Annotated in this window: 24 protein-coding genes; 23 read left to right on the top strand and 1 reads right to left on the bottom strand. The window is 58.4% G+C overall.

Features of this window, described 5'->3' with window-relative positions; genetic code table 11:
• Window positions 1–6 precede the first annotated feature (6 nt).
• From atpD to spoIID, 5 genes are all read left to right on the top strand, one after another.
• Window positions 7–1,416, top strand: a complete 1,410-nt coding sequence (atpD, locus tag BLQ99_RS00225; protein ID WP_093686965.1) for a F0F1 ATP synthase subunit beta — start codon at window positions 7–9, stop codon at window positions 1,414–1,416.
• Window positions 1,417–1,419: 3 nt separating this feature from the next.
• Window positions 1,420–1,836 (top strand): F0F1 ATP synthase subunit epsilon, encoded by a 417-nt coding sequence (locus BLQ99_RS00220; RefSeq protein WP_093686963.1) that lies wholly within the window; start codon window positions 1,420–1,422, stop codon window positions 1,834–1,836.
• Between the two features lie 301 nt (window positions 1,837–2,137).
• Window positions 2,138–2,917, top strand: a complete 780-nt coding sequence (locus tag BLQ99_RS00215; RefSeq protein ID WP_171904553.1) for a YwmB family TATA-box binding protein — start codon at window positions 2,138–2,140, stop codon at window positions 2,915–2,917.
• 26 nt (window positions 2,918–2,943) lie between these two features.
• Complete coding sequence (murA, locus tag BLQ99_RS00210) at window positions 2,944–4,203, top strand: UDP-N-acetylglucosamine 1-carboxyvinyltransferase (protein ID WP_093686959.1); 1,260 nt, start codon at window positions 2,944–2,946, stop codon at window positions 4,201–4,203.
• Between the two features lie 158 nt (window positions 4,204–4,361).
• Window positions 4,362–5,357 carry a stage II sporulation protein D gene (gene spoIID / locus BLQ99_RS00205; protein WP_093686957.1) on the top strand — a complete coding sequence of 332 codons (996 nt, stop codon included), beginning with the start codon at window positions 4,362–4,364 and terminating at the stop codon, window positions 5,355–5,357.
• Between the two features lie 51 nt (window positions 5,358–5,408).
• Here the strand turns inward: spoIID and BLQ99_RS00200 are convergent, their stop codons facing one another.
• Window positions 5,409–5,597, bottom strand: a complete 189-nt coding sequence (locus BLQ99_RS00200) for a hypothetical protein (RefSeq protein ID WP_093686955.1) — start codon at window positions 5,595–5,597, stop codon at window positions 5,409–5,411.
• A gap of 206 nt (window positions 5,598–5,803) precedes the next feature.
• Between BLQ99_RS00200 and BLQ99_RS00195 the strand changes: the two genes are divergently transcribed.
• From BLQ99_RS00195 to BLQ99_RS00110, 18 genes are all read left to right on the top strand, one after another.
• Window positions 5,804–6,529, top strand: coding sequence for a M23 family metallopeptidase (locus BLQ99_RS00195; protein WP_093686953.1), 726 nt, complete (start codon window positions 5,804–5,806; stop codon window positions 6,527–6,529).
• 108 nt (window positions 6,530–6,637) lie between these two features.
• Complete coding sequence (spoIIID, locus tag BLQ99_RS00190) at window positions 6,638–6,904, top strand: sporulation transcriptional regulator SpoIIID (protein ID WP_093686951.1); 267 nt, start codon at window positions 6,638–6,640, stop codon at window positions 6,902–6,904.
• Window positions 6,905–7,064: 160 nt separating this feature from the next.
• Complete coding sequence (gene mreB / locus BLQ99_RS00185) at window positions 7,065–8,090, top strand: rod shape-determining protein (protein ID WP_093686949.1); 1,026 nt, start codon at window positions 7,065–7,067, stop codon at window positions 8,088–8,090.
• A gap of 38 nt (window positions 8,091–8,128) precedes the next feature.
• A complete protein-coding gene (gene flgF / locus BLQ99_RS00180; protein ID WP_093686947.1) occupies window positions 8,129–8,872 on the top strand; it encodes a flagellar basal-body rod protein FlgF in 744 nt (247 codons plus the stop codon).
• 159 nt (window positions 8,873–9,031) lie between these two features.
• Complete coding sequence (flgG, locus tag BLQ99_RS00175) at window positions 9,032–9,820, top strand: flagellar basal-body rod protein FlgG (RefSeq protein ID WP_093686945.1); 789 nt, start codon at window positions 9,032–9,034, stop codon at window positions 9,818–9,820.
• A 9-nt stretch (window positions 9,821–9,829) separates the two neighbouring features.
• Window positions 9,830–10,567 carry a flagellar basal body P-ring formation chaperone FlgA gene (gene flgA / locus BLQ99_RS00170; protein ID WP_093686943.1) on the top strand — a complete coding sequence of 246 codons (738 nt, stop codon included), beginning with the start codon at window positions 9,830–9,832 and terminating at the stop codon, window positions 10,565–10,567.
• A 9-nt stretch (window positions 10,568–10,576) separates the two neighbouring features.
• On the top strand, window positions 10,577–11,173 hold the full coding sequence (locus BLQ99_RS00165; RefSeq protein ID WP_093686941.1) for a flagellar basal body L-ring protein FlgH: 597 nt from the start codon (window positions 10,577–10,579) through the stop codon (window positions 11,171–11,173).
• A 14-nt stretch (window positions 11,174–11,187) separates the two neighbouring features.
• Complete coding sequence (locus tag BLQ99_RS00160) at window positions 11,188–12,297, top strand: flagellar basal body P-ring protein FlgI (RefSeq protein ID WP_093686939.1); 1,110 nt, start codon at window positions 11,188–11,190, stop codon at window positions 12,295–12,297.
• Window positions 12,298–12,305: 8 nt separating this feature from the next.
• Window positions 12,306–12,665, top strand: a complete 360-nt coding sequence (locus BLQ99_RS00155; RefSeq protein WP_093686937.1) for a rod-binding protein — start codon at window positions 12,306–12,308, stop codon at window positions 12,663–12,665.
• Window positions 12,666–12,969: 304 nt separating this feature from the next.
• Window positions 12,970–14,433, top strand: coding sequence for a phosphodiester glycosidase family protein (locus BLQ99_RS00150; protein ID WP_093686934.1), 1,464 nt, complete (start codon window positions 12,970–12,972; stop codon window positions 14,431–14,433).
• Between the two features lie 40 nt (window positions 14,434–14,473).
• Window positions 14,474–14,782 carry an HlyD family efflux transporter periplasmic adaptor subunit gene (locus tag BLQ99_RS00145; protein ID WP_093686932.1) on the top strand — a complete coding sequence of 103 codons (309 nt, stop codon included), beginning with the start codon at window positions 14,474–14,476 and terminating at the stop codon, window positions 14,780–14,782.
• 5 nt (window positions 14,783–14,787) lie between these two features.
• Entirely contained in the window at window positions 14,788–16,593 is a 1,806-nt protein-coding gene (locus BLQ99_RS00140) for a SpoIVB peptidase S55 domain-containing protein (protein ID WP_093686930.1), read from the top strand.
• Between the two features lie 191 nt (window positions 16,594–16,784).
• A complete protein-coding gene (locus tag BLQ99_RS00135; RefSeq protein WP_093686928.1) occupies window positions 16,785–17,555 on the top strand; it encodes an MlaE family ABC transporter permease in 771 nt (256 codons plus the stop codon).
• A gap of 18 nt (window positions 17,556–17,573) precedes the next feature.
• Window positions 17,574–18,332, top strand: a complete 759-nt coding sequence (locus tag BLQ99_RS00130) for an ABC transporter ATP-binding protein (protein WP_093686926.1) — start codon at window positions 17,574–17,576, stop codon at window positions 18,330–18,332.
• The gene (locus BLQ99_RS00125; protein ID WP_093686924.1) at window positions 18,329–19,603 is read left to right on the top strand and encodes an MlaD family protein; all 1,275 of its coding nucleotides are present in this window, start codon (window positions 18,329–18,331) and stop codon (window positions 19,601–19,603) included. Before BLQ99_RS00130 ends, BLQ99_RS00125 begins: the two co-directional genes overlap by 4 nt.
• Before the next feature lie 92 nt (window positions 19,604–19,695).
• A complete protein-coding gene (locus tag BLQ99_RS00120; RefSeq protein ID WP_093686922.1) occupies window positions 19,696–20,274 on the top strand; it encodes a Uma2 family endonuclease in 579 nt (192 codons plus the stop codon).
• A gap of 390 nt (window positions 20,275–20,664) precedes the next feature.
• Window positions 20,665–21,960 carry a TolC family protein gene (locus BLQ99_RS00115; protein WP_093686920.1) on the top strand — a complete coding sequence of 432 codons (1,296 nt, stop codon included), beginning with the start codon at window positions 20,665–20,667 and terminating at the stop codon, window positions 21,958–21,960.
• A gap of 78 nt (window positions 21,961–22,038) precedes the next feature.
• Window positions 22,039–22,431 carry a hypothetical protein gene (locus BLQ99_RS00110; RefSeq protein WP_093686918.1) on the top strand — a complete coding sequence of 131 codons (393 nt, stop codon included), beginning with the start codon at window positions 22,039–22,041 and terminating at the stop codon, window positions 22,429–22,431.
• The last annotated feature ends 91 nt before the right edge of the window (window positions 22,432–22,522 follow it).

The raw sequence follows: 22,522 nt of genomic DNA, 5'->3' as shown, positions 1-22,522 counted from the left end.
AAACTGTTGAACACTGGTAGAGTAATTCAGGTAATCGGCCCTGTCGTTGACATAGAATTCCCCCCGGAACAACTGCCGGCTATTTACAATGCCATCAGGATTGAAGGCCAAAACGGCGACGTCAACGTCAAGCTGACGGCCGAAGTCATGCAGCACCTGGGCGACAGCGCCGTCCGCTGCGTGGCCATGTCCTCGACCGATGGCCTGGTCCGCGGCATGACGGCCGTCGATACCGGCGCGCCGATCAAAATCCCTGTCGGCAAAGGTACTCTGGGGCGGGTATTCAACGTACTGGGCGAAACGGTGGACAACGACGACCGGGAGGTTATTGCCGAAGACTACTGGCCCATCCACCGGCCGGCGCCCAGCTTTGAGGAACAGGAAACTTCCACCACCATTCTCGAAACCGGCATCAAGGTCGTCGACCTGATCGCCCCTTATGCCAAAGGCGGTAAAATCGGTCTCTTCGGCGGTGCCGGTGTAGGCAAAACCGTACTTATCATGGAGCTCATCCGCAACATTGCCACCGAGCATGGCGGCTTCTCCGTGTTCGCCGGCGTCGGCGAGCGGACGCGCGAAGGCAATGACCTGTGGATGGAAATGCGCGAGTCCGGCGTTATTGATAAGACCGCCCTGGTATACGGCCAGATGAACGAGCCGCCTGGCGCGCGGATGCGGGTCGGCCTCACCGGCCTGACCATGGCCGAGTATTTCCGCGATGTGCACGGCCAGGACGTGCTGCTGTTTATCGACAACATTTTCCGCTTTATCCAAGCCGGTTCGGAAGTGTCGGCCCTGCTGGGGCGCATGCCGTCGGCGGTAGGTTATCAGCCGACGCTGGGTACCGACGTCGGCGCGCTGCAGGAACGCATCACCTCTACCAAAAAAGGCTCCATCACTTCCGTGCAGGCGGTCTATGTGCCGGCCGACGACCTGACCGACCCGGCGCCGGCGGCGACTTTCGCCCACCTCGACGCCACTACCGTATTGTCCCGGCAGATCGCCGAGCTGGGCATTTACCCGGCCGTGGACCCGCTTGATTCGACGTCGCGGATCCTCGACCCCAACATCATCGGCCAGGAGCATTACGAAGTGGCCCGGGGCGTCCAGGAAGTGCTCCAGCGGTACAAAGAACTGCAGGATATTATCGCCATTCTGGGCATGGAAGAACTGTCCGACGAAGACAAACTCACCGTCGCACGGGCGCGGAAAATTCAGCGTTTCCTCAGCCAGCCCTTCTTCGTTGCCGAGGCCTTTACCGGCACGCCCGGTAAATACGTACCGCTAAAAGAGACCGTTCGCGGCTTTAAGGAAATCTTAAGCGGCAAGCACGACGACCTGCCCGAAGCGGCCTTTTATATGGTCGGCACTATTGATGAAGCGGTGGAAAAGGCGCGAAAAATGAAGGGGGAATAACAGGTGGCCAAAACGGTTAGACTGGACATTGTCACCCCCGAGCGCCTGGCTTATTCCGACGATGTTAACATGGTCATCGCCCGCGCCACCGACGGCGATATCGGCATCTTGCCCGGCCATGCGCCCCTTATCGCCGGACTGGAGATTGCCCCCTTGCGCATTCTGAAAGATGACGGCGAGAAGCGCATTGCCATCTGCGGCGGCTTCATCGAAGTCCGGCCCGATAAGGTGACCGTCCTGGCCGGCTGCGCCGAACTGCCCGAAGAAATTGACGTAAAACGGGCGGAAGCGGCGCGCGAGCGGGCCGAGGCCCGTCTTAAGGGCAATCGTGAAGGCATCGACGTGGCTCGCGCCGAGCAGGCCCTGAAACGGGCGCTCATGCGGCTCGGCGTTGCCGAATTTCACAAATCCAGGATGTAATTAAGTAAAACCGGGTCAGCTCGGAGCTGGCCCGGTCTGTTTTTATATTAGAATTGTATGTTTTTAACCGCGAAGTACACGAAGTTACGCGAAGGGTTGACGGCGCGGCTTCGCCGCGCTGATAAAAAGTTATAAAGCGTGCCCTTTGCGTCCTTTGCGTCCTTGGCGGTTTTGTTAAAAATGCGCGCTTTGGTTGTGGCGAAATTTTCATCGTATAACTCCCCTAAAAACTGGCAAGAATTGTGTTAGGGAAAAAACTGCCGCAAGACGGTGAATTAGACGGGACGGGGAGAAAATGGTTTTGCGCCGCAACGGATGGATTTTCGGCATTATCATCGTTTTGGTTTTCCTGGTGCTAATTGCTGCCACGGACAGCCAGCTGCCAGCCGGGTTGAGCCGGCCCGCCGGCGACCAGGCGGAGACGGCGCTGCTGGTGGAGGCTTTGACGGCTACCGGCGCGAGGCTGCACGATTTCAGTCTGAACGGCTGGGCGGAGTTACCGACGGCCACGGTAACCGACAATGAACTGGAAGAGCTTGTGCGCGTGGCCATGGCGCGGCTCGGTATAGATCCTGCCGACTATAAGCTAAATAATAACCGCGGCCGGCGCCACCGGTTGGTGCGGGCCGATGCAGCCGGCGACCGCATTCACGTTGTCGCGATCGCGCAAGTTATGGAGCTGACGTCGGGCGAAGCCGAAGCCTATCTGGTTGTAAATGTCGATGCCATAAACGACGGTGGGCCCATTGACGCCTGGCGTCATAAAATTGATAATATAATCAGGGATGCCGGCGGTTCGCCGCGGCTTGCTACTTGCCTGGCGGGTTATATTGATGGTAAACTAGAGGAGGCGGAGCGGGCCAAAAGGCTGGCAGCCGCCTTTGACCGCATTGGCGGCACTACTGTCGACCAGGTGCATTACGCCAATTTTTCCAGTTTCAGCGGTTACTCACCGGCAATTGCCGACTGGCTGCAGGTCGGCGGCCAGCGCGTGAACGTTAATATGGCCATGCGCTATAGCCCTTATGATGATCGCACCTACGTTTTAATTGGCTCGCCGGTTATCACGCGCGAGCATTAGCAGCTTGCATTGTGGGAGGAACTTTTGTGGACAAACTTATTATAAGCGGGGGCAAACGGTTATGCGGCACCGTAAAAGTAAGCGGCGCGAAGAACGCCGTCTTGCCGATTATTGCCGCGGCGCTGCTCGGTACTTCGCCCAGCCGGCTGATGGAAACGCCCAAGTTGGACGACGTGCGCACCATATCCGAGGTCATTGAATGTCTTGGCGCCAAAGTGCGGTGGGAAGATACGGACACGTTGGTCGTGGACAGTACCGACATTACGAGCTGTGAGGCCCCTTACGAGCTCGTGCGGAAGATGCGGGCCTCCTTTTTGGTTATGGGGCCGCTCTTGGCCCGCACCGGTTGCGCGAAAATTTCCTTGCCGGGCGGCTGTGCTATCGGCACCCGGCCCATTGACCTACACCTTAAAGGTTTTGAAGCTCTTGGCGCCGAAATCGTGCTTGGCCATGGCTATGTCGAGGCCAAAGCCCCCCGGGGTCTGCACGGGGCCCGCATTTACCTTGATTTTCCCAGTGTAGGGGCTACGGAAAACATCTTAATGGCCGCAGCGCTGGCCAAGGGAACGACGGTCTTGGAAAACCCGGCCGAAGAACCGGAAGTAGTCGATTTGGCCAACTTCCTCAATGCCATGGGGGCCAAAATCCGCGGCGCCGGCACCAACGTGATCAAGGTCGAAGGTGTAAATGAACTGCGGGGCGCCACCCACACCGTCATTCCCGACCGCATCGAAGCCGGCACATATATGGTGGGGGCGGCGATCACCAATGGCGACGTCTACATTGAAAACGCCCTGACCGATCATCTCAAGCCGGTCGTCGCCAAGTTGAAGGAAGCAGGCGTGCGCATCGAGGAAGATATAAACGGCGTGCGGGTGCAAGGCACTGGTTTTCTGCGCACTGTCGATATTAAGACCCTCCCGTATCCCGGTTTTCCCACCGATATGCAGGCCCAGTTCATGGCGCTTATGACGGTGGCGCACGGGACCAGCATCATTACCGAGACCGTTTTTGAAAACCGCTTTATGCATGTGGACGAACTCAAGCGGATGGGGGCGAATATAAAAATCGAGGGCCGCAGCGCCGTTGTGGAAGGCGTGCCCCGTCTCCAAGGCTGCCCGGTTAAGGCGACTGACCTCCGGGCCGGCGCAGCCCTGGTTCTTGCCGGACTCGCCGCCGAAGGCCGGACCGAAATTAGCTGTGTTCATCACATTGACCGGGGTTATGACAACCTCGTTGGTAAACTCAAAAGCCTCGGCGCCGACATTGAACGGGTTACTGGCTAGCACTCATAGATTTTGATAACCAGCGTGCCTCCCGGCTAATTGCCGGGAGGTTTAATTTTTGCGTCCTTTGTGGCCTTTGCGGTTTAATAAATTTTTGGCATTAAGACCGCTACAGTTTGCATAGTATGTACTGCTTACAGGCGGGAGGAGGCGCGGGCGTGAGACAAGTGGCGGCCCTGACGGCGATGATCGTCATATTAATCGTAATTGTCCTGCCGGCAATCATCGTGCGCGGTATCCCCGCCGCCACGGTCGAGCAGCCGCGGACCAAAGTCCACAAGGGAGAGGATATACCCATTAAGGTTTACCTGCACGAGGCGGATAAAATTGTGGAGATGAACCTGGAGGAATACGTAAAGGGGGTAGTGGCCGCCGAGATGCCGGCCGAGTTTGAGCTGGAAGCGCTGAAGGCCCAGGCGGTCGCCGCCCGCACCTATGCCGTCAAGCAGATGGCGCTGTTTGGCGGCAGCGGCCTGCCCGACCGGCCGGGCGCGGATGTGAGCACCGACCACCGGCAGAGCCAGGCATGGCTGAGCGAGGCGCAGCTCCGCCAGCGCTGGGGGCCGTTTAAGAGCGACTTGTACTGGCAAAAAATCAGCCAGGCCGTGGAGGAAACGCGCGGTCTCATTCTGACCTATAGCGGCGAACCCATTCACGCCGTCTTTCACTCGACCAGCGGCGAGCGCACCGCCAGCGCCCTGGAAGTATGGGGCTTTGATTACCCCTATCTTAAAAGCGTGCCTTGCAAATGGGACCAGAAGTCACCCCGTTATGCCGACACCAGGGAAATTACACTTACCGAGCTTGAGCAGCGCCTGGGCGCCGACGCCGGGGTACTGGCGGCGGCCAAAACCGGAGAGACCGGCATAGCCCAAGTCCTTGACCGTACCGAATCAGGACGGGTCGATAAAGTGCGGATCGGGGCTAAGACCTTTTCCGGGACGGCCGTGCGGGAAAAACTTGATCTCCGGTCGGCCAATTTTATCGTAGAAACCAAGGAAGACCGCCTGGTCTTTAAGACCATTGGCTACGGTCACGGCGTTGGCCTGTGCCAATACGGCGCCAACGGCATGGCGAAAGAAGGCCGCACTTTTCGCGAAATTCTTACCTATTATTACACCGGTGTCGCCATCCGGGACATCCATGGTTCATAAAAAAGCAGGCAGCATATCTCTGGTAGAGATATACTGCCTGCTTTCGCTTTGTTACCGGGGCTGCAGATGGGTATGGAGCGAGAAAGAGCCGCCGTCATGACGGTCTTTAGGCCGCAGCAGGCCGGCGACGATAAAGGAAACCGGCGAAGTGACAATCAGCAGGAAGATGAACACCGGCGCCAGGAGACAGCTTAACAGGACAAAGGGGATGCCAAGCACGATTCGCAGTGGGATGGACATACTGCACACCGTCCTTTTTGTGAAAATCCGAACTACCTCTCTAATAACATTATATTATATCTCTATAAGAAAAACCATATAAAATTATAAAAAATTATTATATTTTCAAAATTCTTCCTGGTCAATAACGAAACGGTTATGGCAGTGCGGCAGCGCCTTATAAAAAAGGCAAATTATGGGCATGATGGTAGGGAGGTGATTGTAAGGTGCGCGCTAATTTAGACCAGTTAATAGGACAGACGGCCGGCCTGGTCCGAAAAGCGGCGGTGGCCGCTGGGCTGCTCAGCGTGGCCGGGGTGCTTGTGCTGGCGGTCGTCGTCAGCCTTCACGCGCCGCCGCCAGCAGCCCCGCTATCGCCGCCGCCGGCTGCAGCCGATAAACAACCCGCCGCGGCTTTGGCGCCGGCCGCGGCGGCCACCGCGCCGGCAGGAGCTGAACCGGCAGCACCGGCTGCGGCCAAGGAGCTCGCAAGTCAGCTTGAACCCGCACAATCGGCCAAGTCCGAACCAACGCCGAAAAGTATGCCCCAAGTCCGGCCCGGATCGGCCCATTGGCCGGTAGCGGGGCAAGTGACGCGCGCGTTTGGCTGGTATGAAGATCCGCTGTTTAAGGATTGGCGCTACCATACCGGCATTGACGTGACGGCCCGCGCCGGACAAGCCGTTACCGCCATGTGGGACGGGATGGTCGCCGCTGTCTATACTGACCGGCGCACCGGTCTGACGGTGCGCGTAACGACTGGCGACTATACCGTGGATTATGGCTCGCTGGCCACCGCGGCGGTAGCTCCGGGTGATTATATCCGGGCCGGCATGGCGGTTGGCACGGTTGGCGCGGCTACGGCTGAGGACTATCCGCATCTACACTTAAGCGTGAAAAAAGGTGAAAAATATTGTGACCCGCTAACCATTCTCCCCGCCACCGCCCGCTAATTGCCGAAACTTTCGCCAACTTCTCTTTAATGCGTGGAAATACCCACGCATTTTTTATTTTTGTCCGCATATAGTTTAGCAAATGGAGGCGAGGGGGAGGAAAAACACATGAAAGACTATATCCGCAAGCGGGTGCTGGACATTTGCAACTATATTATCGAAACCAAACAAACGGTGAGGCAAACGGCCACCGTTTTCGGCGTTAGTAAAAGCACGGTACATAAAGACATGATTGAGCGGCTGCCGACCATTAATAAACGACTGGCGAATAAGGTTAAAGCCATTTTAGAAATGAACAAGGCCGAACGCCACATCCGCGGCGGCGAGGCAACCCGTAAAAAATACAAAGAGACAAAAGAAAATAGCGAAAAATAAAGGACTTTTGTCCAAAATGTAGAAAATATACACGCTAAGTTATATGCTCCTTGTCCTGTTCGTTTTGAACTGTTTCTTCACAACTACGCTGATTACGCTCCATTTTTTATTGCTTACGCGCAGGACAAGCTGGCAGCGGCAGGGGAAAGGAGTTTTACGTGTGTTTGGGTCAATGGATATCGGGGTCGATTTAGGCACGGCCAATGTTTTGGTATACATAAAAGGGAAGGGCATTGTGCTGCGCGAGCCGTCGGTTGTCGCTATCGACCGCGACACTAACCGCATTCTGGCCATTGGCGAGGAAGCGCGGCGCATGCTGGGGCGAACGCCGGGCAACATCATCGCCATCCGGCCGCTGCGGGAAGGCGTTATCGCCGATTATGACACGACGGAGAGCATGCTGCGGCACTTTATCCAGAAGGTGGCCGGCAAACGCATGTTTTTTAAACCCCGGATTATGGTATGTATTCCGTCCGGAGTAACGACGGTGGAAAAGCGGGCGGTGCTGGAAGCGGCCATGCAAGCCGGCGCCCGCAAGACTTACCTGATCGAAGAGCCGTTGGCCGCCGCACTCGGGGCCGGTTTGGAGATTTCCGAACCGTGCGGTTCGATGGTAGTGGATATTGGCGGCGGCACGACCGATGTGGCCGTACTCAGCTTGGGCGGCATCGTCGTCAGTGATTCGCTGCGCATCGGCGGTGACAAGTTTGATGAAGCCATTGTGCGCTATGTGAAGAAAGAATACAATGTCATGATTGGTGAGCGCACCGCCGAGGAAATCAAGATAGCGATCGGCACCGCTTTCCCCGGCGAACGGACCGAGACCATGGAAATCCGCGGCCGGGACCTGGTGTCCGGCCTGCCGAAAACGCTGCGCATCAGTTCGACCGAAATGCGGGAAGCGCTGGCCGAACCGGTTTCATTGATTGTGGAATGTGTGAAGGGCGTGCTGGAAAAGACGCCGCCCGAGCTGGCCGCCGACATTGTCGACCGCGGCATCGTCATGACCGGTGGCGGGTCGCTGCTCTCCGGGCTGGACCGGCTGATCAACCGGGAAACCGGTATTCCCACCTATCTGGCTGACGACCCGCTATCCTGCGTGGCCCTTGGCACCGGCAAGGCCCTTGATGCGTTGGAAAGCCTGCAAGATAGTCTGACAACCCTGAAAAAAGGCAGCATCGCCTAGGTGCTGCCGCTTATTCCATGGCAGCGAGGTGAAAAGTTATGATCCGCGGCATCTATACCGCGGCGTCGGGCATGCTGGCCGAAGCGGTCCGGACGGACGTGACCGCCAATAACCTGGCCAATGCCAACACCGCGGGCTACAAGAAAGACGTGGCCCTAAGCCACGATTTTGCCGGAATACTCATCAGCCGGATCAATGACGGTCCCGGCGCACCGGTTATCGGCACTCTGGGACTGGGCGCGGTGGTGGACAATGTTGCCACCATTCATACCACCGGCATGATGCGTCCTACCGGCAATGCCCTTGACCTGGCCATTGACGGACCCGGCTTTTTCGTCGTGGTCACACCGGCCGGGCCGCGCTACACTCGAAACGGCGCCTTTACCAAAAACGCCGGGGGTGAACTGGTCACCCAAGCCGGTTATCGCGTTATGGGTCAAGCCGGCCCTGTCTGGCTGGGCGACGGGGCCAAAGTCGCCATTGACGCCGATGGCCGTATCTTTGTCGACGAGGTGGAAGTTGACCGCCTGCAGGTGGTGGATTTCCCTGACCGGCGTGCTTTGGTCAAAGAAGGCGACAGCCTGTTTGCTGCCCCTGGCGCCGCGCCGCAGGCCGGTACCGGCCAGGTCCGCCAGGGGATGCTCGAACTGGCGAACGTGAACGTGGTAGCGGAAATGGTCACCCTTATTGCCGGGTACCGGGCCTATGAGATTAACGCCAAACTAGTGCAGACTCATGACCAGCTGCTGGATAAGGCCGTTAACGACGTGGCCCGGGTATAACGGCGCCGGGCGGCGAAATTATTGCTTCATCGGCACTTAATAACTTGGCTTGGCTTTACGATATATTAAACAGCAGGGGCTGGACCGAACCGCGGAGGCCCCGGCCGGCCGCCGACCGACTGAAGCGGCTGGCAGCGTAAACGGGGAGGGAAAACAAGGATGATGCGTGCACTTTGGACTGCCGGGTCAGGGATGGTGGCCCAGCAGGCAAACGTTGATGTCATTTCCAACAACTTGGCCAACGTAAATACAACCGGGTTTAAAAAGAGCCGCACCGATTTTCAGGATCTCATGTACCAGACCATCCGCCAGGCGGGGGCGGCAACCGGGGCGGATACCCAACTGCCGACCGGCATCCAGATTGGCCACGGCGTCCGCCAGGTGGCCACCCAGAAAATTTACACCCCGGGCAACTTTCAGCAAACCGGCAATCCCCTTGATCTGGCCATTGAAGGCGACGGCTTTTTCCAGATTACTCTACCTGACGGTACTTTGGCCTATACCCGTGACGGCGCCTTTAAAAAAGATGCGCAGGGCCGCATCGTTACGTCCGAAGGGTATCCGTTGGAACCGCAGATAATTATCCCGGAAAACGCGACCGAACTCTCCATCTCGGCCGATGGCCGGGTAACGGCCAAAATTCCCAACCAGACCGACCCGCAGGATTTGGGGCAGATCCAAATCGTCCGGTTTATTAATCCGGCGGGCCTTGACAGCATCGGCCGCAACCTGCTGAAAGAAACGGCCGCTTCCGGCGCGCCCGTGGTTATGAACCCCGGAACGGACGGGGCGGGGACGCTCGTGCAGCAGTACCTCGAGATGTCGAACGTCCAAGTCGTGGAAGAAATGGTCAACATGATTGTTGCCCAACGGGCGTACGAGATTAATGCCAAGGCGATCACCACCGCCGATGACATGCTGGGCCAGGTCGCCAATCTTAAGCGTTAGGTGACGGCCATGCTGCGGAAAGTCGCGGTACTTTTGGCCCTGTGTCTGCTGGCTGTCGCCCTGTCGGCGCCCATTGCCGCGGCAACAGCCGCCGGCCAGGTGGTTGCCGGCGCTGAGCTGGCCGACGCGGCGGCTAGGGCCGCGAAACAGCGTTTGGCCGGCGTTGACGGCGAAGTAACCGTCAGCCTGGATGCTGCGCCCACCGACCTGGTCGTCCCGGCCGGCGAGCTTAAGCTAACCGTCGAGTTTCCCTACGGCATCCGGTTCAGCGGACTGACGGCGGCAGTAGTAAACGTGCAGGTGGACGGTCGGCATGTGGCGACCGCCACCGTGAAACTGGACATCAAGCTTTACCGCGAGGTTTTGGTCGCGGCCCGGCCGATTGCGGCCCGGGAAATTATCACCGCAGACAGTCTGCGGCGCGAACGGCGCGACGTAGGGAGACTGGCGCCCGGCTACATCACCGATGAACGGCAAGTGCTCGGCCTGGCTGCCCGCCGGGCGCTGGCTCCGGGCGCCGTCATCACCGACAGCGCTCTTACCAAGCCGATCCTTATCCGGCGCGGACAATTCATTGCCATTATCGCCCGCGGCGGCGGCATCGAAGCGGTGGCCGCCGGCCAGGCCCTCCAGGACGGTGCGGAAGGCCAGGTCATCCGGGTGCAGAATATCCAGTCGAAAAAAATCCTGTCGGCCCAGGTGCTGGACGATGCGTCGGCGCTGGTGCTGACTTACCGGGGAAAGTAAGGTGAAAATATGGGCCACAAAGCCGTTGTTATTCTCATCACCGCGGTTTTAATGGCGTCGGCGCTGGCGCCGGCAGCGCCGGCCGCGGCCGCGTCGCTGTGGACCGACAGCGGCCCGGCGGCCAACATGTACGCCGACCGGAAGGCCCACGCCGTCGGCGACATCATTACGATTATCATTAGCGAAAGCTCGAGCGCCAGTCGCACCGGCAAGGCGGAAAATGCCAAGTCAGGCAGTACCGACATGCAGGCCGGTGTCGGCATTTTCCATTGGTTGGCCGACGCCAGCGCCGGCTATTCCGATAGCTTCAAATCCCAGGGGACAATTGCCAACAGCAATAATGTATCGGCCAAGCTGACCGTGCAAGTGGTGGAAGTAAAGCCGAACGGCAATATGGTCGTGTCCGGAACGCAGAGCATTAAACAAAACGGCGAGGAACAGCGGATTACCGTCACCGGCGTGGTGCGGCCCGATGATGTGCGGGCCGATAATACCGTCCTGTCGACCTATGTTGCTGACGCCCAAATCCGCATCGAGGGGCATGGACCGCTGGCCCGCAAGCAGCGCCAGGGCGTCCTCAGCCAAATCCTGAACATTCTGTTTTAACATCCGGAGGAAATATGCGCAAAACGTTAGTCTTGCTGAGCGTTCTCTGTGTGCTGGCCGTCGGCCTTGTTCCGGCCGGGGCAATGGCTGCCGGCGTCCGTATCAAAGATGTGGCCAAGGTCCAGGGGGTGCGCAGCAACCAGCTGGTGGGCTACGGCCTGGTCATCGGCCTGGCCGGTACGGGTGACTCGACGAAGAATTTGGCGACGATGCAGTCGATCGCCAATATGCTCAGAACCTTTGGCGTGACGGTTACGCCGGCCCAGCTCCAGGCGAAAAACGTGGCGGCCGTCATGGTGACGGCGTCCCTGCCGCCGTTCGTCAAGCCCGGCGATACTATCGACATTACCGTGTCTTCTCTCGGCGATGCCAAGAGCCTGCAGGGTGGCACACTGCTGCAGGCGCCGCTGCGGGCGGCCAACGGTCTTGTTTACGCTGTCGCCCAGGGCCCCCTGTCGGTCGGCGGGTATACGGCCGGCAGCGGGGGCGCGAGCCAGCAAAAAAACTTCCCCACCGTGGGGACCATTCCGGGCGGCGCGATCGTGGAGCGGGACGTGCCGGTGGAGTTTACGGCCGGCGGCCAGATCGCGCTGGCTCTCAGCCAGCCTGACTTTACCACGGCCAGCCGCATCGTCCAGGCGATTGACGGCCGCTTTGGCCCGATTGCCGTTGCCCGGGATCCCGGCACGGTAACGGTCAGCGTGCCGGACTTTTACGGCAGCGATATCGTCGGCTTTATTGCCGCTATCGAAGAACTGACGATCGTCCCTGATACGGCCGCCAAGGTAATAATTAATGAGCGGACCGGCACCGTCGTCATGGGCGGCCAGGTGACGATCGACGAGGTGGCGGTAGCCCAGGGCGGTCTGAGCGTGCGGATTACGCGGGACAAAGCGGTTTCCCAGCCGCCGCCGCTATCCGGCGGCAGCACCGTCGTCACCGACAAGACGACCCTGCAGGTTGACGAGGCCAAAGCCAGTATGGTGACGCTGCCGCCGGCGGCCAGCGTCAGTGATGTCGTCGCCGCTCTCAATGCCATTGGCGCTACGCCGCGGGACATTATCGCCATCCTCCAGGCCATCAAGGCAGCCGGCGCTCTGCACGCCGACCTGCAAATAATATAGGTGATGATATGCGAAGCGATTCAATTGGCAGCACCCCACGCGCCTCCTGGGACAAAACGATAAAGGCAAAAGGCGTCGGTTCAGCCGCCAAACGGGGTCAGGCGGACGGCGCGGTCCGCGAGGACCAAAAGCTGCGCCAGGCCTGCCGGGACATGGAGGCCTTGTTCCTGGGCCTCTTGCTCAACCGGATGCGCAGCACGGTCCCGAAAGCGGGACTGCTGGATACGACCCAAGAAGAAATGATGCGCCCCCTGCTCGACCGGGAATTGACAAGCACGATGGCGCAGGCAGGCGGCATCGGGCTGGCCGACATGCTCTACCGCCAGCTTGCCAATGAAAACAAGGAAAAAAGCCAGGCTCCGCGTTAGGGTCTGGCTTTTTGCTCCTATAGTTCGCGGGGTCAGGCTTGACTTTTTGAAAAAATTGACTTATTCGTTGGTAGATCAATATCCACTCTGAAAAGTGTAAAACCGCAAAGTTCACAAAGAACGCAAAGGGCTACGCGCGCGACCTTTGTCGCGCTTGATTGGCTTATTGGCTTGCTGTGTTTCCTTTGGGTTTTGTCAAGTAAGTAACAATCAGCTCACTTTTATTGCGCGTGGTGCCAATGTATTGCATAAGTATCTTTACGGTTTTGAAACGGTAATTAGTGTTTGTGGGGGAGGAGGAGTCATGAACAAAAGCCGCATTACCGCGATCACGCTTGCCTTCCTGCTGCTCTGGGCTTCACTGGCCGGGGCCGCCGCGCCGACCACCGCCCCGGCCAGTGCTCCGGCTGCCGAGTCAGCAGCTGTGCCGGCAGCAGTTGTCAGCAAGATCCGTTCCAGCCAGGCCGCCGATAAGGTGCGCATCGTTTTGGATATGACCGCCGTCCCGGCCTATAAGGTACGGCTGCTGGATGAGCCGCTGCGGCTGGTCGTTGACCTGGAAGGAGCGGTAAACAAAAGCGGCCTGACCGAGCTCAAATTCAACGACCCGCTGGTCGGCGCCGCGCGACTGGCTCAAGCCGAGCCGGGCAAACTGCGGCTGACGATCGACCTCAAGCAGGCCGTAATTTACAATGTATTTTCCCTCAAGGCGCCCAACCGGCTGGTTATCGACCTGGTGAAAGTATATGAACAGAAAGTAACCCAGGAAGTCATGCCGGGGGTTACTTATACGTCATGGCTGAGCGGGCGGCCGTACGGCCCGGTGTCGGCCCATATTTTAACCGTTGACCTCAAACAGGGCTTTGTGTTACAACCGGTCTTAGCTAACGGCGTAGTGCAGGGTCTGGACACCGTTGCCGCCATGGCCCGCGCTTGTCGGGCGGTGGCGGCTGTCAATGGCTCGTACTTTGCCCCGACCGGCGAAATTTTAGGCCTCTTCAAGCTGGACGGCGAAATTGTCAGCACCCCGCCGCTGGCGCGCACCGCCATGGGCGTCATGCCTGACGGAAAAATAATTATCGACCAGGTAACCTATCAGGGCTATGTACAGCTTTCATCCGGCGAACGGCTTGTTATCGACGGCGTCAACCGCGAGCGCGGCCCCGACGAGCTCATTTTATACACCAGCCGCTACGGCGTGACGACCGGCTCCAATATCTACGGGATTGAATATGTAATTGTCGGGGATGAGGTCAAGGCCATAAAGACAAATGACAGCGTTATTCCTGCCGACGGCATTGTCCTGTCGGCTCACGGCCGGTCGGCACAAGCCCTGGCGGCCCTCAAGGTAGGGGACAAAATTAAAATCCACCAGTCGCTCGGACCGGTATGGGACAAGACGGTGCATGTCCTGGGGGCCGGGCCGATGCTGCTAAAAAACGGCAGTATTTATCTTACCACCAAAATTGAGGAGTTCGGCAGCGATGTCGCCGGCGGGCGGGCGCCGCGCACCGCCCTTGGTTTGACCAAGGACGGGCGGGTCCTCCTGGTCGTGGTGGATGGCCGCCAGCCAACCAGCACAGGCATGACCCTCTTGGAACTGGCGCTGTTTTTACAGGAGCTGGGGGCGGTAGATGCCATGAACTTGGATGGCGGCGGCTCCAGTGAGATGGTAGTTAATGACAAGGTGGTCAATAAACCGTCTGACGGCCGGGAACGCAAGGTGGGAAGCGCCTTGGCGGTAATTTCGGCAAGGCTTGCTATTTAAAGCAGATGGAGTATAATGGAAGTAACATGGGGGTGAGGTTATGTTCCGCCGAAAAACCGCCATCCTGCTGCTGACCCTGCTAATGGTTGCCGTGCTTGGCGCCTGGTCGGCGTCAGCCGGGGCGCTAGTCGACCAGCGCAGCGTCCTGTCGGGCCATGTCCTGAGCGTTGTCACGCCCGGCACGGCTGTGCAGGAAGGTACGGTGCTGGTTGTGGTCGGCACGATTACCGGCCCGGTACCGGCCGTACGCGCCACCGTGGACGGCGTGGTCAAAGAAGTAATGATAAGCCCCGGGGACATTATCCGTCAGGGGGATACGGTGGTGCGGATTGAACCGTCCCGCAAGTAGAAAGGATGATATTGTTGGCGCGTTTACAAAAGCCGTACCGGATTGTGCTGCTGGCGCTATTCTTCATCTTGCCGGCGGCGCTCGTGCAGGCCGTGGCCATCATGCCGGTCGACCAGGTACGGCCGGGGATGCAGGGTGTGGGCAAAACAGTCGTTGCCGGGACCCAAATTGAAGAGTTCGGGGTCGAAGTACTGGGGGTCATGAAAGATAAAGGCCCATCCGGCGACCTCATCTTAGTACGTACTTATGGCGATGTAATTGAGCGTACCGGGGGCATCGCTCAAGGCATGAGCGGCAGCCCCGTTTATATTGATGGCAAATTGGTCGGCGCCATCGCCTACGGCTGGTCGCTGACCGACCACCGGATCGGTATGGTGACGCCGATTGCCGATATGCTGAAGCTGTGGGAAATGCCGGATAAGGCGAATAGCTGGGCCAGCCAGCCGCTTTCTGCAGACGTTAAACCGGTGGCGACGCCGGTCATGGCCGCCGGTTTTGGCGAACGGGCGCTGGCGATGCTGGCCGAGAAACTCAGGCCCTTCAATCTGGTCCCGTACGCCGTCGGTGGCGCGGCACCGGGTGAAAGCCAGGCGCGGCTTGAACCCGGCGCCGCCGTGGGCATCGAGCTGGTGCGGGGTGACGTTAGCCTGGGTGCGATTGGCACCGTTACCTACGTCGAGGGCGATAAAGTGCTGGCGTTCGGCCATCCGTTCCTGAAAAAAGGCAATACGAACTTTTTCTTAACCGACGCGTATGTATTTACCACCGTGAAAGGCCTGGAGAACTCCTTTAAAGTAGGTGTTACCGGGAATCTCCTTGGCACGGTCACTCAGGACCGCGGCGCCGGGGTGGCCGGCGTAACCGGCCGCTATCCCAGTGTTGTACCGGTGCGCATTATCATCCAGGACAGCGGCGCCGGCAAAACGACCGACGCCGCCGTGCAGATTGTGCAGGACGAACAGCTGGCGCCCATTCTTACGGCGACCACCGTCTATAGTTTTATCGAAAAGACCATGGACCGCGTCGGCCCCGGTTCGGCCCGCGTCACCTTCGAGGTTAGCGGCCGCAACCTACCGGGGGAAACCCTAAAGCGCGAGAACATGTTTTACAGCCCGGTCAATATTGGCGAGGCGGCTGTCGGCGAATTGTACGAGGCGCTCGCGCTTGTTGCCGATAACAAGTTTACGCCGGTCGATCTTATGGACGTGAAAGTTAATGTCGACGTTACCGCCGAGCGCCGTACGGCCACCATCATGGAAGCGCGGGCCAACGTGGCGACGGCGAAGCCGGGCGATAAGATTGACATAACGGTTAAACTCAAGCCTTACCGGGAAGAACCGATTACCCGCGTGGTCAGCTTCGTCATTCCCAAGGACCAGCCGGCCGGGCCGCTGACGCTGGAAGTGCGTGGCGGCGGCACCGTACCGCTCACGTACGGCTTATTGAAAGACCAGGGGCTGGAAGGGGAACTGGCGCGGCTGGAAAAAAACAAGCACCGCACTTTTGCCGACGTCGTCCGGGACGTGGTGGAGCGCGACCGCAACAATGACATTGTCGTCGAGATTTTGGACCTTGATCTGTTGCAGCCGGGCAGCGGCCTGGCCGGCAGCCAGACCAATCAGCTGAAATTGGGCAACGAGCCCCAACCGGCCGGCGATAAGACCAACCAGGCGAACAAGGCGCGCGGCCCGCTGGGGGACTTTGCGAAGAAGAATGAGGAAAACCGGACCAAATATCATATCACTACCGACTATATCATCGACAGCGACACCCAGGTCGTAATTCAGGTAGTTAAAGACGAAGGCAAATGAGAGGTGCACCCCGCGCAAACGGGGTGCACTTGCTGCCTGGAGCTTAAGGCCTGGCCGTTAAGGCGGCGTATGCCGCCGGACGAAAAAATCGGCTGGGCAGGATAATGGCTGCATAAAATTGAATAATACCAAGCGGTGCGTACTATATTGCAAAAACGACGCCTTTAGCGGGCGCAAGGCAGGATCGACAGATGTTTATACCAATGCTGGAAAAGCTTGGCCGGGCGGTACTTAGCCAACTGGAAACCACCGGCCGCGTTATCCTTTTATTTACCGAAACAATTTACCACCTGCGGCGGTTTAACCTAAAGCTGACGCTGCGCCAGGCAGCCCACCTCGGCGTCGATTCGCTGCCCATCGTGCTGTTAACCATCCTTTTTACCGGCATGGTCATGACCGTGCAGACCGCCCATGAATTTATCAAATATGGCGCCCAGTCTTCCGTCGGCGGCGTCGTCGCCGTGGCCATGGGCCGGGAACTGGCCCCGGTGCTGACCGGAGTGGTGGCGGCCGGTAGGGTTGGGGCGGCGATCACGGCCGAGATCGGTTCCATGAAGGTGACCGAGCAGATTGACGCCCTGCGGGTAATGGCGACCAACCCCATTGCCTACCTGGTCGTGCCGCGGCTGGTGGCCTGCGTCTTTATGCTGCCCATTCTGGTGGTGTTCGCCGACGTCATCGGCACGCTTGGCGGCTATCTGGTGGCGACGCTGTACGCCGGCATCGGCTCTTTTACATATTTGCACTCCATCAAGGTTTTTGCCGCGGTCACCGACGTGACCGGCGGCCTCATCAAAGCCATGGTTTTTGGTGCCATCATCGCCATTATCGGCTGCTACAAGGGTCTTACGACCGACGAAGGGGCCGAAGGGGTGGGCCGGGCCACAACCGGCTCAGTCGTTACTTCCATCATCCTGATTTTCGTTACCAACTACTTTTTGTCGCTCCTGTTATATCGCTAGGAGCCAGAGGTGGCAGGCGTGATTAAATTAGTAAACGTCAATATGTCCTTTCGCGGCCGGCCCGTTCTCCACGACATCAACCTGGAAATCGCCAAAGGGGAAATCATGGTGATCATCGGCCCCAGCGGCTCGGGCAAGAGTACGCTGCTGCGCCTCATCATCGGCTTACTAAAACCCACCGGCGGCGAAATCTGGGTTAAGGGGCAGGAAATTTCCCGGGCCGGCGAAGAGGAAATGAATAAGTTGCGCCGGCATATGGGGATGGTTTTTCAGTATTCGGCGCTGTTTGACTCCATGACGGTAGGGGAAAATGTGGCCTTCGGCCTGCGCCAGCATACCGACCTGAGCGAGGAGGAAATCACCCGCGTGGTGCGGCGGCGGCTGCGGATGGTCGGCCTGGCGGGGCAGGAAAACGTCATGCCGAGCGAGCTTTCCGGCGGGATGAAGAAGCGGGTCAGTCTGGCCCGGGCGATGGCCATCAATCCGGAAATCGTGCTGTACGACGAGCCGACGGCCGGTCTGGACCCGATTATGTCCGGCACCATTGACCGGATGATTACCAGTGCCCGCCGCCTTTTCGGCGTGACATCGGTGGTAGTCACCCACCACATGTCCAGCGCGTTTAACATCGCCGACCGCATCGCCATGATCTACGGCGGCCGGATTGTCGAAATCGGGACGGTTGACGAAATCCGGCAGTCCGAAAACCCTATTGTCCAGCAGTTCATCCACGGTTACAAGTCCAGCGCCCTGGCACGAAGGAGGCAGAAACCATGAATCTGAGCACGGAAGCGAAGGTAGGCGCCGTTACCATCGTCGGCCTCCTTCTCCTCGCCTATATGATCGTCCATTTGGGCGGCTTCAGCTTCAGCGATAAGGGCTATCCGGTGACCGCCACGTTTAACCAGGTAAGCGGTCTGAAAGAGGGTAACCTGGTCCGCTACGCCGGCGTGGAAGTGGGCCGGGTGCAGGCGGTTTCGGTTGCCCCCGAGGGGGTTAAGGTGCGCCTGCTGATTAGCCCAGGGGTAAAAATCCCGCAGGGGGCGCGGTTTACCATCGGTACCGACGGGCTGCTCGGCGAAAAATTTATCAACATTCTTCCCCCCGCGGCCAATTCGGGCTTTCTGCCTCCTGGCGCCCAGGTGCGCGGCGAAGACCCGCAAGGGCTTGACCAGCTGATCGCCACCGCCGACCGGGTGCTCTTAGACATTCAGGCCCTGGTCAAATCGCTGAACGACGTTCTCGGCGACGAAAAAGTGAAGGGGGCCATGAAGCAAACCCTGCTGAACGCCCGCCAAATCACGGACCACCTGAACGAACTGAGCGCGAGTTTAGCCCGGATGGCGCAAAGCAGCGAGGGCGACATCCAGGATACGGTGCGCAACCTGCGGGCCATGTCCGGCAGTTTGCGCGACGTGGCGGCCAGGGTAGACAAACTGGTGGCCAATGTCGATAATAACGGCCAGACGGCTACCGACCTCAGGGAAACGCTTGCGAATTTAAAAGCGACCAGCGCCCGGGTCGAGAAAATGGCCGCGTCGCTGGAAGGGGTAGTTACCGATCCGGAAACCTCCCGCAATCTCAAAGAAACGCTGCGCAACGCCCGGGAGGCCAGCGAGAAAGCCAACCGCATACTGAGCAAGGTGGACGGCGTCAAAGCCGAAGCCGGAATTGAAATGTTATACGACACCGATAACCACAAGTACCGGAGCAGCGCCGATGTGCGCATCCAAACTTCGCCCCGCGACTTTGCCGTTATCGGCGTCAGCGATATTGGCGACAGCAGCAAAACCAACTTTCAGGTAGGCCGCGGCGAGGGTCTGGCCGGGCGCGCCGGCGTCATCGACGGCAAAGCCGGTATCGGCGTTGACGCCAAACTCGGTCAGCAGCTCCGCCTCTCGGTAGATGCTTACGACCCCAACGATGTGCGGGTCAAACTGCGCACCCAATACCAAATTGCCCCTGATACTTTTGTTGTCGGCCAGGTAGACGGCATCAACAAGAGCGCTGATACCAGCACTTCGGTCGGCGTGCGGACGACGTTTTAAAATTCGGAGGCCAGTCCTGACTCTTTTTTAAATCGACTTTTTTAGGAAAAGGGTATAATAATAAATAAAAGCACGCGAAGGAGGAGCAGGCAATGGCAGAGGCGGCGTCAAAACTTGACCGGCGCTATACGTACCGCGACTATCTTGGTTGGCAGGACGGCGAGCGGTGGGAACTTATCGGCGGAGCGGTTTATAATATGACACCGGTGCCGTCGCGGCAGCATCAGGCCTTGGTTGGTAATATTTTTGCGGCCTTGCACGCTTACTTCCGCGATAAAACCTGCGAGGTATATGTCGCGCCGTTTGACGTGCGGCTACCGGCGGCGGGTGAGGATCCGGACGCCGCGAGCAATGTGGTTCAGCCCGATATTGTCGTGGTATGCGATAAAGCCAAACTGGACGACCGGGGCTGCCTAGGAGCGCCAGACCTGGTCGTGGAAGTGGTGTCGCCCGATACCGCCAAGAAAGATATGGCCGAGAAGCTCGACTTATATGAGCGGGCGGGCGTGAAAGAGTACTGGATCGTCCATCCGGGCGATCAGACCGTCATGGTCTTTTGCCTAGGTGATGATGGCAAGTACGGACGGCATAAGATGTACGAAAAAGGGGAAACCCTGGCGGCAGCAATATTTCCCGAGCTTGTCATCGAGCTGGCGGAAATTTTTGCCTAACCGGCCCCACCACTTTCCATTTCCGTTTCCTGCTTCTTTTTCAATATACGCCGGCCCGCGGGGAAAGCTAAAGACGGAGGTGAATTTATGGCGGTCAAGGATTTGACTGACTCGAGCCCTGCCCAAAAAAACCGGCCAGGCGCCGGTCAATTGCCAAGCAAGAACGAGCAGAAGAAAAACATGCCCTGCCCCAAATCACTTCCGTCTTAATTTTTCGGCGCCTCTTTCGGGCGCCGCTTTTTATACAATTCTGTTGCCGCAGGTCTGGCAATTGCTGCCGGATAAGGCGCCATCTATTTATTGACAGTACCGGCAAAGCGGCCTATAATTAAAACATGATTGACTAATCAGTCAGCAGCACAAGCGACATGATTGGGAGGAAAGAGTTCAATGACGGGACAAGCCTATTGGAAAAAGTGCATTACCGCAGCCGTCATCGGCGGGCTGCTGGCGGTCAATACTGCAGCCGCATTGGCGGCGCCGGTAGAGCTGACTCTGGAGGAAAGCATCGCGCTCGCGCTCAAGAACAACCCGGCGGTAAAAATCGCCGAGGCCGATAAGGAAACGGCTGCCGGCAAGGTAACCGAGGCCAAAGGCGGTAAACTGCCGACATTGAGTTATAGCTTTTCGGCCGCCCGGTCGGATGTTCCGGCAAGTTCATCCTCGCCGGACATGATTATTGATAAATTTGACAATAAAGTCACCCTTACCCTGCCCCTTTATACCGGCGGCAAGCTCGAGGGCCTTATTGACCAGGCCAAACTGGGGCTGAAAGCGGCCGATCTGGGGGTAGTCAAATCGCAGCAACAGGTAAAGCTTGATGCCACCACCGCTTACTTCAATCTCCTGCAGGCCCGCAACATGGTTAAACTCAACCAGGAGTCGGTAGACCGGCTGGCAGCCCACCTGAAGAACGTGCAGGCCCAGTATGAGGTAGGCACGGTGGCCAAATCGGACGTGCTGCGTTCCGAAGTGGAACTGGCCAATGCCGAGCAGAACCTGATTAAAGCCCAGAACAGCTATGACCTGGCGGTGGCCGGCCTCAACAATGTTATTGGCCTGCCGCTGGACACCGAAATTTCGGTCAAGGACGACCTCCAGTACGTTAAATATCCCCTTACCCTGGAAGAGGCAATTGATTATGCCCTCAAAAACCGGCCGGAGGTTGCCCAGGCCGACCTCAATGTTAAGAGCGCCGAAGAAGGAATACAAGTAGCCAAAAGCGGCCGGCGGCCGACCGTGTCTTTCCAAGGCAGCCAGGCCTGGTCCGATACCGATCCGGGTACTAGCAGTGACACCTGGGCGCTGGGGCTGTCGGCCAGCTTCAATATTTTCGACGGCAACGTGACCGGCGCCAAAATCAAGCAGGCCGACGCCGCCTTGGCCAAAGCGCAGGAACAGGCGCGCCAGACGCGGGATGCGGTTCAGCTGGAAGTGCGCCAGGCCTATCTCAGCCTGAAAGAAGCGGAAAAACGCATCGAAACAACGAAAGTGGCCGTTGACAAGGCCGAGGAAGACTACAAGATCGCCCAGGTCCGCTACAGTGCCGGGGTGGGCACCAACCTGGACGTCATGGATGCCCAGGTCGCCCTGACGCAGGCGAAGACCAACTATGTGCAGGCCCTCTATGACTACAATACCAGCAAAGCCAAACTGGACAAAGCCATGGGCGTTCCTGTCAAATAAAAGCATGCAGCCGGACTTTCCGGCTGTTAATTTTTTTACTGCCGGCAAATACTAACCTCGCGAAGGAGGTGCGGTATTTTGCCGAAAAAAAATGAACGAACCATTATCGCCCATTTTCCGTCCAGCACCAGGGCGAAGGCGGCTGCTGACGCGCTGGCCGCGGTCGGCCTGACCGACAACCATATTCGCCGCAACACCCGGTTTGGCATATCCCAGGATGATGTCCATAGCGACCCGGTGAGTAATCTGGCGGAGACGTTAACCGGACTGACCGTGTATTCGGCCGATACACCTAACGACGAAAACCGGGCGGCCCGCGTCCTCATGGGCGCCGACCCGTCGGTCAGCGGCTACAGTGCCCGCGGGTACGGGCTGGCCGGCGGCTACGCCTTTACGTTGGTAGCCTTTGTTCCGGACGAGCGGGTAAACGAAGCGGTGCGTATTATTGAGCAGAACAAAGGGTTTGTATAATTTATCGGCTGCCCTGCGGGGCGGCTTTTTTTGTGCGCCTGCATAATCCAAATTTTTCCGTGCAGAATAATATTCCAGCCGGCGCTACAGG

The sequence above is a fragment of the Sporolituus thermophilus DSM 23256 genome, assembly GCF_900102435.1.
In the GTDB taxonomy this organism is placed as follows: Bacteria; Bacillota; Negativicutes; order Sporomusales; family Thermosinaceae; genus Thermosinus; species Thermosinus thermophilus.
Note: the sequence above shows the minus strand (reverse complement) of the source record. Positions and strands in the feature narration are given on the sequence as shown.

What these genes read in the sequence shown, in the direction of transcription:
- BLQ99_RS00165 (WP_093686941.1), top strand. Translation starts at nt 10,577, where the DNA reads ATGGGCCACAAAGCCGTTGTTATTCTCATCACCGCGGTTTTAATGGCG.
- BLQ99_RS00140 (WP_093686930.1), top strand. Translation starts at nt 14,788, where the DNA reads ATGATATTGTTGGCGCGTTTACAAAAGCCGTACCGGATTGTGCTGCTG.
- BLQ99_RS00125 (WP_093686924.1), top strand. Translation starts at nt 18,329, where the DNA reads ATGAATCTGAGCACGGAAGCGAAGGTAGGCGCCGTTACCATCGTCGGC.
- flgG (WP_093686945.1), top strand. Translation starts at nt 9,032, where the DNA reads ATGATGCGTGCACTTTGGACTGCCGGGTCAGGGATGGTGGCCCAGCAG.
- flgA (WP_093686943.1), top strand. Translation starts at nt 9,830, where the DNA reads ATGCTGCGGAAAGTCGCGGTACTTTTGGCCCTGTGTCTGCTGGCTGTC.
- BLQ99_RS00200 (WP_093686955.1), bottom strand. Translation starts at nt 5,597, where the DNA reads ATGTCCATCCCACTGCGAATCGTGCTTGGCATCCCCTTTGTCCTGTTA.
- spoIIID (WP_093686951.1), top strand. Translation starts at nt 6,638, where the DNA reads ATGAAAGACTATATCCGCAAGCGGGTGCTGGACATTTGCAACTATATT.
- BLQ99_RS00160 (WP_093686939.1), top strand. Translation starts at nt 11,188, where the DNA reads ATGCGCAAAACGTTAGTCTTGCTGAGCGTTCTCTGTGTGCTGGCCGTC.
- BLQ99_RS00120 (WP_093686922.1), top strand. Translation starts at nt 19,696, where the DNA reads ATGGCAGAGGCGGCGTCAAAACTTGACCGGCGCTATACGTACCGCGAC.
- BLQ99_RS00155 (WP_093686937.1), top strand. Translation starts at nt 12,306, where the DNA reads ATGCGAAGCGATTCAATTGGCAGCACCCCACGCGCCTCCTGGGACAAA.
- BLQ99_RS00150 (WP_093686934.1), top strand. Translation starts at nt 12,970, where the DNA reads ATGAACAAAAGCCGCATTACCGCGATCACGCTTGCCTTCCTGCTGCTC.
- BLQ99_RS00145 (WP_093686932.1), top strand. Translation starts at nt 14,474, where the DNA reads ATGTTCCGCCGAAAAACCGCCATCCTGCTGCTGACCCTGCTAATGGTT.
- BLQ99_RS00115 (WP_093686920.1), top strand. Translation starts at nt 20,665, where the DNA reads ATGACGGGACAAGCCTATTGGAAAAAGTGCATTACCGCAGCCGTCATC.
- flgF (WP_093686947.1), top strand. Translation starts at nt 8,129, where the DNA reads ATGATCCGCGGCATCTATACCGCGGCGTCGGGCATGCTGGCCGAAGCG.
- BLQ99_RS00135 (WP_093686928.1), top strand. Translation starts at nt 16,785, where the DNA reads ATGTTTATACCAATGCTGGAAAAGCTTGGCCGGGCGGTACTTAGCCAA.